At 64.0% G+C, this 12,883-nt stretch carries 9 protein-coding genes; 2 read left to right on the plus strand and 7 right to left on the minus strand.

The window, feature by feature from the left end:
• Nucleotides 1-72 precede the first annotated feature (72 nt).
• On the minus strand, nucleotides 73-3,162 hold the full coding sequence (locus ABIB44_RS11300; protein ID WP_354584768.1) for an efflux RND transporter permease subunit: 3,090 nt from the start codon (nucleotides 3,160-3,162) through the stop codon (nucleotides 73-75).
• Nucleotides 3,163-3,354: 192 nt separating this feature from the next.
• Nucleotides 3,355-4,572, minus strand: a complete 1,218-nt coding sequence (locus ABIB44_RS11305) for an efflux RND transporter periplasmic adaptor subunit (RefSeq protein ID WP_354584769.1) — start codon at nucleotides 4,570-4,572, stop codon at nucleotides 3,355-3,357.
• 146 nt (nucleotides 4,573-4,718) lie between these two features.
• Between ABIB44_RS11305 and ABIB44_RS11310 the strand changes: the two genes are divergently transcribed.
• A complete protein-coding gene (locus ABIB44_RS11310; protein ID WP_354584770.1) occupies nucleotides 4,719-5,099 on the plus strand; it encodes an MGMT family protein in 381 nt (126 codons plus the stop codon).
• Between the two features lie 8 nt (nucleotides 5,100-5,107).
• Here the strand turns inward: ABIB44_RS11310 and ABIB44_RS11315 are convergent, their stop codons facing one another.
• On the minus strand, nucleotides 5,108-6,580 hold the full coding sequence (locus ABIB44_RS11315) for a hypothetical protein (protein WP_354584771.1): 1,473 nt from the start codon (nucleotides 6,578-6,580) through the stop codon (nucleotides 5,108-5,110).
• A 163-nt stretch (nucleotides 6,581-6,743) separates the two neighbouring features.
• On the opposite strand from ABIB44_RS11315, the gene ABIB44_RS11320 reads away from it, so the two are divergent.
• Nucleotides 6,744-9,383, plus strand: coding sequence for a TonB-dependent receptor (locus ABIB44_RS11320; RefSeq protein WP_354584772.1), 2,640 nt, complete (start codon nucleotides 6,744-6,746; stop codon nucleotides 9,381-9,383).
• 158 nt (nucleotides 9,384-9,541) lie between these two features.
• Here ABIB44_RS11320 and ABIB44_RS11325 read toward each other — a convergent pair whose 3' ends face one another.
• The 4 genes from ABIB44_RS11325 to xseA form a co-directional block, all read right to left on the minus strand.
• Entirely contained in the window at nucleotides 9,542-9,946 is a 405-nt protein-coding gene (locus ABIB44_RS11325) for a response regulator (protein WP_354584773.1), read from the minus strand.
• The gene (locus tag ABIB44_RS11330) at nucleotides 9,943-10,749 is read right to left on the minus strand and encodes a sensor histidine kinase (protein WP_354584774.1); all 807 of its coding nucleotides are present in this window, start codon (nucleotides 10,747-10,749) and stop codon (nucleotides 9,943-9,945) included. The genes ABIB44_RS11325 and ABIB44_RS11330 overlap by 4 nt, the downstream gene beginning before the upstream one ends.
• Nucleotides 10,750-11,037: 288 nt before the next feature.
• On the minus strand, nucleotides 11,038-11,346 hold the full coding sequence (xseB, locus tag ABIB44_RS11335) for an exodeoxyribonuclease VII small subunit (protein ID WP_354584775.1): 309 nt from the start codon (nucleotides 11,344-11,346) through the stop codon (nucleotides 11,038-11,040).
• A gap of 60 nt (nucleotides 11,347-11,406) precedes the next feature.
• Complete coding sequence (gene xseA / locus ABIB44_RS11340; protein WP_354584776.1) at nucleotides 11,407-12,780, minus strand: exodeoxyribonuclease VII large subunit; 1,374 nt, start codon at nucleotides 12,778-12,780, stop codon at nucleotides 11,407-11,409.
• Between the last annotated feature and the right edge of the window lie 103 nt (nucleotides 12,781-12,883).

A 12,883-nucleotide genomic window follows, 5' to 3' on the forward strand; every position in this document is an offset into this window, starting at 1 on the left:
GAGAAGTAATTACAACCAGTGCAGCGAAGCGGTAGAGATGCTTCGACTGCGCTCAGCATGACGTTCGATTTATTAGGCCGTTACCGCTTCCGGCTCGGTCTCTATGGATTTAGCGGAATGCTTTTTGGCCGTGGCGAAATACGAATACATCACCGGCACCACGTACAGGGTGAGGCCGGTGGCAAACAGCAGGCCGCCCACCACGCCAATGCCCATGGCCCGGCGGCCCAGCGCGCCCGCACCCTGGGCCAGGGCAATGGGCAGAATACCTAGTACGGCGCACAGGCTTGTCATCAGAATGGGGCGGAAGCGGGCGGTGGCCCCTTCAATCAGGCCGGTCATGTAGTCGGCACCTCGCTCCACGCTCTGGTTGGCGAATTCCACGATGAGAATACCGTTTTTCGTGACCAGGCCTACCAGCATAATGATGCCGATTTGCGAGAACAGGTTCAGGGTTTGGTTAAAGTACCAGAGGCTGAACAGCGCCCCGGCCAGGGCCAGCGGCACCGTAATCATGATGATGCCGGGGTCGCGGAAGCTCTCGAACTGAGCGGCCAGAATCAGGTAAATCAGAATCAGGGCTAGGCCGAAGGCGAAGAGGATGGACGAAGAGCTTTCGGCGAAGTCGCGCGAGGTGCCCGACAACGCCGTGGAGAAGCTGTCGTCCAGGGTTTTATCGGCGATGGCCTGCATGGCGGCAATGCCTTCGCCCAGGGTTTTGCCCTTGGCCAATGAGGCCGAGAACGTGGCCGCGTTGTAGCGGTTGAAGCGGTAGAGCTGGGGCGGCGTGCTTTTCTCGACCAGCGTAATCACGTTGTCGAGTTGCACGAGCTTGCCGGTGCGGCTTTTCACGTTCAGGGTGCGTACGTCGAGCGGTTGGTTGCGGTCTTCGCGGGCCACCTGGCCGATAATCTGGTACTGCTTGCCGTTGCGGATGAAGTAACCGTAGCGCTGTCCGCTCAGGCCGGCCTGCAGGGTCTGGGAGATGTCCTGCACGCTCACGCCCAGGCTTTGGGCCTTTTCGCGGTCAATCACCACGCGCAGCTCGGGCTTGTTGAACTTCAGATTCACGTCGACGAAGGCGAAAGTCGGGTCGGCCTGGGCCGCTTCCAGAAACTTCGGTACGGCGGTGGTCAGCTTCTCGAAATCCTGGGTTTGCACCACGAACGATACCGGCAGGCCGCCCCGGCCGCCCGAGCTGATGCTCTGGTCCTGCGACACCGACACCCGCGCCCCGGTGTATTTCTTCACCGCCGCGGTCAGCACATCGGTAATTTGCTGCTGGGTCTGGGGGCGCTGGTCGGCGTCTTTCAGCAGCACGCGGGCAATGCCGGAATTGCCCGCGCTGCCGCCGCCGCCGCCGGGCGAAGTCACGGTCAGGATGTTGTCGGACTCGCGGCCAGCACTGTCGGCCAGCACTTTGTACAGGTCGTTCATGTAGGCATCCATGTACTCGAACGACGCGCCTTCCGGTGCCGTGGAGTTAATGGAGACGCGGTTGCGGTCTTCCACCGGGGCCAGCTCCGAGGGCAGGCTTTTCATGAAAAACCAGATGCCCACGCCCGTCACGGCCACCAGCACCCAGGCCTGCCAACGGCGCTGCAAAAACGTTTCGAGCGAGCGACGGTAGCCATTGGTAATGGCCTCGAAGAACGGCTCCGTTTTGCGGTACAGCCAGTTGTGTTGCTGCTTTTTGAGTAGCTGCGAGCACATCATGGGGGTGAGGGTGAGCGACACGAAGGCCGAAATCAGCACCGAGCCGGCCAGCACAATGCCGAACTCGCGGAACAGCCGCCCCGTGATGCCCGGCAGAAACAGCACCGGCAGAAACACCGCCGCCAGCACCACGGTAGTCGAAACCACCGCCATCAGGATTTCCTGCGACCCTTTTTTGGCTGCCTTGAGCGGCGTTTCGCCTTCCTCAATCCGGCTGTAAATATTCTCCAGCACCACAATGGCATCATCTACCACCAGGCTGATGGCCAGCACGATGGCCAGCAGCGTGAGCACGTTGATGGAGAAATCCATGACGTACATCACGAAGAAAATGCCCACCAGCGACACCGGAATGGCCACCACCGGGATAAGCGTGGAGCGCCAGTCGCGCAGGAACAGGAAAATGACGAACACCACCAGCACAAACGCCTCGATAATCGTGTGCTCCACCTCCGAAATCGAGGCCCGGATGAACACCGAGTTGTCGAAGCCGGTGCTGATTTTCAAGTCTTTCGGCAGGTCGTTCTGGTAGAGCTTCACCCGCTTGTTGAACTCGTCGGTGATGGCAATCTGGTTGGCCCCCGGCTGCGGAATGGCCATGAATGCTACCATCGGCGAGCCGTTGCGGCGCAGCACGGTCTGGTCGTTTTCGGGGTACAGCTCGGCGTAGCCCACGTCGCTCATGCGCACCAGCGAGGCCGGGTCGTTGCGAATAATAAGGTTGTTGAAGTCGCTCACCGAGGTCAGACGGCCCATGGTGCGCAGCGAGAGCTGGGTGCTCTGGCCCTGCACGGCCCCGCTGGGCAGCTCCACGTTTTCGCGGGCCAGGGCCTGCTGCACATCTACCGGCGACACGCCCAGCGCGGCCAGCTTCACGGGGTCGAGCCAGAGGCGCATGGAATACTTGCGCTCGCCCCACACCCGGATTTCGCTCACGCCGGGAATGGTCTGCAGGCGCTCCTTGAGCACGTTGTTGGCGTAGTCCGTCAGCTCCAGCAGCGTGCGCGACGATGAGCTCAGGTAGCTGAGCACGATGGGGGAGGAGTCGGCGTTGGCCTTGCTCACGGTGGGCGGGTCCACGTCGCGCGGCAGCTTGCCCTGTGCGCCCGATACCTTGTCGCGCACGTCGTTGGCGGCGGCTTCGAGGTCCACGCCCAGGTCAAACTCCACCGTGATGCTGCTCGACCCGTCGCGGCTGGACGAAGTGAGGTTTCGGATGCCCGCGATGCCGTTGATGCTTTCTTCGAGCGGCTCGGTTATCTGGCTCTGAATCACGTCGGCCGAAGCCCCGGTGTAGCCGGTCTGCACCGTGATAATGGGCGGGTCGACGCTCGGGTACTCGCGAATGGCGAGCGAGCGGAACCCAATCACGCCAAAAATCACGATGAGCAGGCTCATCACAATGGCGAGCACCGGGCGGTTAATACTGACGGAGGAAAGACTCATTGTTTAAAGCGGTCTATTTTTAAATGTGTTTGTCCGCCTGTCATCCTGAGCATTCTGCGCATTAAGCAGAGACGAAGGACCTTGTCACGTCTGCTTAGCTTAATCAACGCAAAACGTTTAGCGGTAATAAGGTCCTTCGTCTCTGCTTAATGCGCAGAATGCTCAGGATGACAGGCGTCCGCCAATCAAATCTTACTTCTGAATTTTCACCCCATCGCCGGGCTTCACCGACAAAATGCCCGTCCGAATCACCGTATCGCCCACGGCCAGCCCTTTGGTAATCTGAATCAGCTTGTCCGAGCGCACACCGATGTTCACGGGCTGCACCACGGCCTTGCCGTTCTTCACCGTGAACACCGTGTAGCCGCTGGCCACCGGCACCACGGCCTCGGTCGGAATCTGGAGGGCCTCGGCGGTTTCGCCCAGCTCCAGGTTCACTTTCACGAAGCCGCCGGGGCGCAGCTCCATGTTTTTGTTGGCATAGATGGCCCGTACCGGCAGCGTGCGCGACACGGGGTCAATCTGCGGGTTGATGGCGTAGACTTTGGCCTCGATTTTCTTGGTCGTGGCCTCATCGGTCACCAGCACGGGGTCGCCCACGCGCACCGACTGGGCGAAGCGGCTCGGCACGCTGAAGTCCACCTTCACCGGCGACACCCGCGAGAGCGTGGTAATGGCCGTGCCCGGCGACACATAAGCGCCCACCGAAGTGTTGCGCAGGCCCAGAATGCCGTCGAACGGGGCGCGCACGTAGGCTTTTTGCAGCGTTACGCGCAGGGCCTGCAGGTCGGCCTGGGCGGTTAGCAAGGAGTTGTTGCTCTGCTCGTATTCCTGCCGACTGATGTATTCCTTGGCCAATAGGGTGCGCTGGCGCTTTTCCTGGTCCTGGTAGAGCTTGATGTTGTATTCCTGCTTGCGCAATTGGGCCTGCACGTCGGCCGCGTTGATGGTGAACAGCAGCTGGCCCTTGCGCACCGGCTGGCCTTCCGGGATATTAAGGCTGGTGATTTTGCCCGAAATCTCGCTCTGGATGGTGACCGACTCATCGGCCATCACCGAGCCCGTGGAAGCTACTTCATCAGCCAGCTTGCTGGCGGCCACCACGTATACCTGCACCGGTACTTTAGGCTTGCCTCCAGCGCCGCCTTTGCCGCCCGGAGCCGCGCCTTTACCCTTTTTTGCCCCGGCATCTTTGTCATTATTGGGACTGGGGAAGTACGTGACTTTGGCCCAGGCCAAGCCGGCAATCAGTACCAGCGCAACGAGCCAGCCCAGCCAGCCGCGCTTGCCCTTGGGTTGCGGCTCGTGGTCGGGTTCGGTGGAGGCCAACGGCGGGGCCGCCGTGGGAGCGGGCGTCGAAGTAGTGTCCCAGGTTTTGGGCTCGGCAACGGGGGGATTATCCAGCGACATAGAGAGCATGAACGCGCAAGCGGGGCCCGATGTTCGCGGGCCGGCCACCTTGCGCCGAAGGGCGGTGGGGTTGATAACCCCAATAAGTGTGTTTTCGGCCCGCAGGTTGCGTCAGCTACCCCCAAATATCGACCAGCAGGCCCATCATGCAGACCAAGCCTATCTTCGCGGTGATGAAGCCGAACGCCGAAACCCCGCCCGAACCCCGCAATTTTTTTCAGGACGTGCACGAAGTCGTGCGCCTGATTCCGGCCGGCCGGGTTACCTCGTACGGCACCATTGCCCACTACCTGGGTTCGCGGCGCGGGGCGCGCACGGTGGGCTACGCCATGCTGGCCGCGCACGCCGACGCCTCGGTGCCGGCCCACCGCGTGCTCAACCGCTTGGGCCACCTCACCGGCCGGCTGCACTTTGCCACGCCCACCGCCATGCAGGATGCCCTCGAAGCCGAGGGAATAAAGGTGGAAGAAGACCGGGTGGTCGACTTCGACAAGCTGTTCTGGGACCCGGCCGTGGAGCTGGCGTAGGCACGGGGCTATTTATCCGAAGGGTCGGCGGTTAGCACCGACTGCATTCGTCGCACGGCCGCGGCACCATCCTTAGCCGAAACCGGGCGCAGCACCGGCGCGCCCCCGTCGGCGGGCACGGTGCATTCCAGGTAGGTCGGCTGGTCGAAGCTGGGCATGAACGACTGGCAGGTTTCGGGGCCGGTACCGGCCTGCATGCAAAGCTGGAGCTCGGTGCGGCGGTTTTCCCAGGTAATGGGCATGAAGTAGCGGGCGGGCAGGTCCCTGGCCGGCTGGCCGTTGGCGCGGAGGGTGAGGGTGGTGCGCCGGGCGGCATCGGCGGTCCGGTACACGTAGACCTGCGCCGTAGCGGCAGCCTTCGCGAAGCCATCGGCATCGGTCTGGCCGGCATCCTGCACCGGCAGCACGCGCCCACTGGCCAGGTGCAGCTCGTAGGGGGCCATCAGGTCGGGCCCGTAGGCTGCCCCGGCCAGCGCCCCGCCGATGAGCCCGCCCCCAATCGTGGCGGCGGCCCGGCCGGCGGCCACCTGCGGGTTGAACACGGGCGGCCCCACAAACGTGTAGCTGCGCCCATCGGGCGCGGCCAGCAGCTGGTAGAAGCGGTTGCGGTACGCAATGAACAGCTCTTGGCCGTCGCTCAGGCCCCACAGGTCGCCGGTGGGCACGGGCCGGGCCGGGTGGGTGGCGTCGAGGTAGAGGTAGCTGGCCTGAATCTCATCGGAGCCGGCCCAGCGCTTGCCGGCGTGGGGCACGTGCGTAACCAGAAAAGGCTGGCCGGGGTCGGTGGGAGCATTGTCGCGAAACTCCTGCAGGCTGCGGTAGAAGCCGCGTTTGGGCGCGGCGGCCGCTTGCACGGCAAAACGCAACGCGGCGGCTCCGCCCCGGCCGGCCAGGGCATCGGCCCGGCTCAGGGTTTCGGCGGTGGGCGGGGCGGTGGGCAGGGCCGCCAGCCGGCGCAGGGCCTGCTGCAGCACCAAGGCAATGTTGGTGGGGTGAAATTTGGTCACGTCGAGCCCACCGCGCCGGGTGGTTTCACCCACCGGCAGCAATACCCGGAACGTGCTGTCGGGCAGCAGCTCCAGGAAGTCGGCTACTAATTCGGCTTCGCCATGCTCGGACGTCGGGCGCAGGTCTTCGCCGATGCTGAGGGCGAAGACCCGCAGGATGACTGGCCGGGCCCCGGCGCGGGCCGGCAGCTGCGTCGTAATGAGCTGCTGCACCTCGGCGGCCAGCGGCTGGGCGAACGTAGCCGGAACCAGCTGGTTGCCCAGGCCGCGATGAATGCTGCCCAGCTGGCTGCGGTCGGTGCGCAGGTCGAGCACGTGCGTTACCTGCCAGGCGCTGGCGGGCACGTCGAGCTTCTCGGCGCGCAGGTCGAAGCGGTAGACGGGGGCCTGGGCGCGGCCCGGGAGCGCGGCCAACCACAGGGCCGCCAGCAGCCCGGCACAAGCGGAAATACGAACGAAAGGAAAGAAATACATGCCCAAAACTACGTAGCTGTTGCTGCCCGGCCAATGGTTTTGGGCAGCCTGCCCCAGCCGGATGTAGCTACCTGAAAAGCATTGGCCGCGTGGTTGATGGCTGGCCGCCGCCGCACCGTATATTTGTTGTGCCCGGAGTGTGCCGGTGGCTTTTTTAATAGGTATGAAGCACTTTATTACTGCGCTTGTTGCCCTGCTGCTGAGCTTGCCAGCCGTCGCGCAAACCACATTTTCCATCCGCGGGCGCGTGCTCGATAAGGTGACTGGCGAAACCCTGCCCGGGGCCACCGTGCAGGTAACCGGCAACGGCCAGAACACCGGCACCGGGGCCGACACCGAAGGCAATTACAAAGTGGCCAACCTGCCCGCCGGTACCTACACGGTGCAGGCCAGCTTTGTGGGCTACAAGCCCAGCACCCAAACCGTGAAGATTTCGGCCCAGAGCGTGGTGGCTTCCTTCCCCCTCAGCTCCGACAACGCGAGCCTGGCCGAGGTACAGGTGGTGGCCACTCAGGCCCAGGAGCGCGAAACCCCCGTGGCCTTCTCGGCCGTGAACGAAGTGAAGCTGCGCGAAACCCTGAGCAACCGCGACCTGCCCCTCATCCTCAACGAAACGCCCGGTGTGTACGCCACCCAGGGCGGCGGCGGCACCGGCGACTCGCGCATCAGCGTGCGCGGCTTCGACCAGCGCAACGTGGCCGTACTCATCAACGGCGTGCCCGTGAATGACATGGAAAACGGCCAGGTATTCTGGAGCAACTGGGATTTGGGCGACGTCACGAAGTCGCTGCAGGTGCAGCGCGGCCTGTCGGCTTCCAAAATTGCCGTGCCCTCGGTGGGCGGTACCATCAACGTGCTCACCAAGGGTTTCGACGACCGAAAGGCCGTGCTGGCCCGCGTCGAAACCGGTTCGAATAATTACCAGAAGTACTCGCTCATGCTCAGCACGGGCCAGCTCAAGGGCGACTGGGCCGTGACGGTTTATGGCTCGCGCCGCACCTCCGACGGCTGGGTCGATAAGGCCTTCGACGATGCCTGGACCTACTTTGGCACCGTGAGCAAGCGCGCCGGCAAGCATACCCTTTCGCTCACCGGCCTGGGCTCGCCCCAGCGGCACGGGCAGCGCTCGTTCCCCTTCGAGGTCTACAAGTACTCGTATGAAAAGGCCCGCGAAATCGGGGCCCAGGTGAAACCGGGCGGCGACAAGGGCTTCCAATACAACCCCTACTGGGGCACGCTCGACCGCTACTCCATCGTGGGGGGTGTGAAGGTGAGCCACGGCCAGGAAACCCTGAACGAGCGGACCAATTTCTACCACAAGCCCCAGGTGAACTTCAACGACCTGTGGCAGGTGAACGACCGGCTGTTTATTTCGACGGTGGCCTACGCCTCGTACGGCACCGGCGGGGGCTCCACCACCCTCACCGGCAACTCCTCGACCAACACCGTGACCGATGCCAACGGGCAGACCGGCTTTCAAAAAATATACGATACCAACTACGCGGCCGTGGGGGCCGACGGGCAGCGCAAATCTTCCGAAATCCTGGTGAATGCCGTGAACAGCCACCGCTGGTACGGCTTTGTGGTGGGCGGCGACTACCTGCTCAACGACAAGCTTACGCTGTCGGCCGGCGTGGATGGCCGCGACTACACCGGCCTGCATTACCGCGAAGTGCGCGACCTGCTGGGCGGCGACTACTACGTGAACGGCGGCAACCAGAACGACCCCACGGCCCGCCTGGGCCTGGGCGACAAGCTGAGCTATAACTACGACGGCAAAACCCGCTGGCTGGGCGGCTACTCGCAACTCGAATACAAAACCCCGCTGCTCTCGGCCGTGGTGAGCGGCACGCTCTCGCAGGTGTCGTACAAGCGCATCGACTACTTCCAGAAAGTGCAGGCCGATGGCAGCCCGGCCTCGACGGGCTGGACGACCTTCAACGGCTACAGCCTGAAGGCCGGGGCCAACTACAACCTCACCGAGCACGACAACGTGTTCGTGAACGTGGGCTACAACAGCAAGGTGCCGTTCTTCAACCTGCTCTACACTACCTCGGGCCGCAAGTACGACAACGTGAAGCCCGAGGGCATTACCAGCGCTGAAATCGGCTACGGCATCAGCTACCCCAGCCTGAAGGTGACCCTGAATGCCTACTACACGCTGTGGGCCAACAAAACCACGACCTCGTTCAACTCGGGCACCGGCGTGTACAGCAACGTGCGCAACGTGGATGCCCGCCACATGGGCGTGGAAATGAGCGTGGCGCAGGAAATCAGCCGCCGGCTGCAGCTGGATGCCGCCATCTCGCTCGGCGATTGGCGCTGGACGGGCAAGGGCCTGCTTAACCAGACCGACGAAGCCGGCTTTCCCATCGAGGGCGGCCTCGACCAGGCCGTGTTCCTCAACGGCGTGCACGTGGGCAATGCCGCCCAGAACCAGTTTCAGGTGGGCCTGCGCTACGAGCCTTTCCGGGGAGCCTACATCCGGCCGTCGTTCCTGATTTTCACCAAGTATTACGCCGACTTCAACCCCGAAACCATTCTCAACCAGAGCACCAGCACCGACTCCTACCGCCTGCCCACCTCGCGCAACCTCGACCTGCACTTCGGCTACGATTTCAAGCCGATGTTCCAGAACGGCACCCGGTTCGGTCTAAAAGCCTCGGTCCTGAACGTGCTGAATGAGTTCTACTTCACCGACGTATCGAACCGCTCGAACTCCAATGCCGGCAACCTCGACCTGTTGCAGGCCTTCTTCAACCGGGGCCGCACCTTCACGGCGGGTTTGTCCATCACGCTGTAAGGGGCGAATGATATAAGGCGGAAAATGGTCAGCGCGTCATGCTGAACGCCGTGAAGCATCGCTACCGCAATAGTAAAACCAGTTACTGCTGCGGTAGCGATGCTTCACGGCGTTCAGCATGACGCGCTTTCAGGGGTTTGTCAACCTGTACTCCTCAATCAGCGCGCGCCGGCGGCGGCGGCGGCCAGCACGGCCCCGCGCATTTCTTCGGGCGAGGTATTTTTCACGAGGTAGCTGTGGGCACCTTCGGCCAGCACGGTGCTCACCAGCGAAGGGTCGTCGTGCATAGAGATGATGACGACGCGCACGTCAGGGAACTGGGTGCGCAGCAGGCGCGTGGTTTGCAGCCCGTCGAGCACGGGCATCTGCATGTCCATCAGGATGACGTTGGGGCGGCTGCCTTGGTCGAGGAGCTCCAGGAGTTCCTGGCCGTTGCTGGCCTCGCATATTACCTCAATGCCCGCGTAGCCGCTGAGCAGGGCACGCAGACCCTTGCGGAACAGGATGTGGTCGTCGACGATGGCCAGGCGCACGGGAGGGGCGGCAGCGGTAGGCGTGTTCATAAGGCAAATGTAATGGAGGAATTAGGCGAAGAAGTAGCGGCCAGCAGCGTCACCGGCAATGTGGTCTCGACGCGGGTGCCCACGCCGGGCTGCGAGTGGTAGCTGAGCTGGCCGCCGAGCACGGCCACGCGGCTGCGCAGGTTGATGAGGCCCATGCCCACAACCTGGCCGTGGGGCCCGGGCGGTGGCATTTCCTCCAGGGTAGCCAGGTCGAAGCCGTGGCCGTCGTCGGAATAGGTGAGCACGAGCAGCCCGGGAGTGGCCGTAACTTTCAACAGGATGTGGCCGGCCTCGGCGTGCATCAGGCCATTGGCGAGCAACTCCTGGGCAATGCGGTACACCATGAGTTCGTGCGAGGGAATGAGGCGGCCCAGCACCCCACTTTGTTCGAGCTGCACCTCGGGGCCATTGTCGGTCGGCACGGCCTGCACCAGGGCCCGTAGCGCCTGGCCCAGGCCCAGCTGCTGCAGCGTGGCCGGCTGGAGGTTGCGCGAAATACGCCGCACTTCGGCCACGGCCTGGTCAATCAGGGCGCTGGCTTCGGGGGCGGGGGGGCTGCCGGGGGCGTAGAGGTGCAGCTTCGCCAGGGCCAGGATGGTGCCCACGCCATCGTGCAGCTCGGCGGCGATGCGCTGGCGCTCGTCTTCCTGGGCCACCAGGGCGGCGGCCAGGGCCTGCTGCTGGGCCGCTTCCTGCAGCTGGGCCAGCTCCTGCTGCTGCTGCAGCTGCCCGCGCTGGTAGCGCACCACAAACCACACGAGCCCGAGCACGAGCAGGAGCAGAGCAGGAGTGAGTAGAAGCAAGGGAGACAGATGAGCCACGTGAACGCCCGGACGCCGGCAAGTTGTGCAAAAGAATCGAGAACCTTGGTTTGCCCACGAAGCCGGTGGCCTGGCCAACAGCGGAAGTGGGCCGAAGGACAAATAACGGCTAAGACGGTGGCAGTTGGCCCATGGCCGCTCCGGCGGCCTCGCCGCATACGGCTATTAAGGAGTTAAGTAGCTGATTTGCAAAAATAAATAGGTGCTATCACTCGCTGAACAGCAGCAAAGTGGCCCCATAGGCGCAGGCGTTTGCGACCGGAATAGGGGCTACCAGGCCCGGCCGGGGCCACCGGGCAGGTGGTCATGCTCGTCGTCTTCGTCGGTTCCGTCCTCTTCGACTTCTGCGCTTTCCTCGTCGTCTTCGTCCTCCGTTTCTTCTTCGTTTTCCTCGTCTTCATCCAGCGAGTCGAACACGCGGTCGAGCGAGGCTTCGGCGTGGCGCAGCTTGTGGCGACAGAGGCGAATGAGCTCGGCCGAGCGTTCGACGCGCGCCGTGAGGTCGTCCACGTCAACCGCATCGGTTTCGAGGGCACGCAGGATGGTTTCGAGCTCTTCGATAGCTTCGCGGTAAGTCATATTTTATCAGTTATCAGTTATCAGTTATCAGTGAGCAAAGAGCAATGAAGCAAATTGTGGTTATTGATTGGGTTCTTGCCGCTGTCGGCTCACTGTTAACTGCTCACTGTTAACTGTTAACTGATAAAGCCGCAGCTCCTGCCGGTGCAGGGTGCGCTCCAGGGCCAGCTGCAGCTGGTAGCGGCGACGCAGCAGGGTTTCGCGGCGGCGCTGGTGGTGGCGGGCAAAGCGGCGCAGCAGCAGGCGGCCCCGCTGGCGCAGGTCGCGCTGCTCGCGGGCCAGGGCGCGCCGGGCGGCGCGGGGCAGCTGGTGGCGAAAGCGCTCCAGGCCCTGGCCCAGCTGCCGCAGCTGCTCGCGCGGGGCCTGGGTGGCCTGGCGGGCGCGGGCACGCAGCCGGTCGTGGGCGGCGTCGAGCTGGCCCTGGGCGGCCTGGCGGGTACGGCCGGCAAGCTGGTCGAGGCGGGTGTGGCGCTGGCCCAGCTGGCGGCGGGCGGCCTGCACCACCTGCTCGCCCAGGTCCAGAATGGCGGCTTCGAGCCGGGCCAGCCTATCCACCAGAAAGGCCGCCACGGCGGTGGGCGTTTTCAGGGCGCGGTGGGCGGTGAGGTCGACCACGGCCTCGTCGCGCTCGTGCCCGATACCCGTGAGCACCGGCAGCGGAAACGCGCCCACGGCCGCCGCCAACCCATATTCATCGAAAGCCAGCAAATCGGTGCGGCTGCCCCCGCCCCGAATCAGCACCACGGCGTCGAACTGCCCGCGCCGGGCGCGCACCCCATCGAGCGCCGTCCGGATGCTGGCCGGGGCCTCGTCGCCCTGCATGGTGGCCGGAAACAGCGTGAGCGCGAAATCGTACGGGGCCTCGCGCAGCTGCTGCACAAAATCCTGGAAGCCGGCGGCGGTGGGGGAGGAGATGACGGCCAGCCGCTGCGGGGCCAGTGCCAGGGCTAGCTGCTTCTGGCGTTCGAGCAGGCCCTTTTCTTCGAGCTGGCGCAGGGTTTTCAGGCGCAGCAGGGCCAGCTCGCCCACGGTGTAGCTCGGGTCGATGGCCACCACGTCGAGGCTCAGGCCATACTGCTCGTGGAAGCGTACCTGCACGCGCAGCAGCAGTTTCAGGCCGGTGCGCAGGGGCTGGCCGGTAGCCTGCTCGAAGGCCGGGCCCAGCTGCTGGTAGCGCTGGCTCCAGAGCGTAGCCCGGGCCTGCGCCTTGATGGGCATGCCGCGCCCGTCGGTGGTTTGCTCGGTAAGAGTAAGGTAGCAGTGCGCGCCGGCAAAGCGGGGCAGGGTAAGGTCGGAAACTTCGGCTACCACCCAGTAGGAGTCGGCCAGCTGCCGTTGCAGGGCCAGGCGTACCTGGCTCAGCAGTTCGGCCAGGCCCAGCGGGGCCGGCGCGGGCGTAGGCGGCAACTCGGGACGACGGTTGTAGAGGGGCATGGGGCGCAAGTTACGGGCCATTGGCCGTGGGTGGCACGGGCAGGGCCCAACGGTTTGGCCATCCATCTGCCCAATCCGGAATCAGTGCCAAATGTTGTGGCCT

The sequence above is a fragment of the Hymenobacter sp. UYCo722 genome, assembly GCF_040547115.1.
In the GTDB taxonomy this organism is placed as follows: domain Bacteria; phylum Bacteroidota; class Bacteroidia; order Cytophagales; family Hymenobacteraceae; genus Hymenobacter.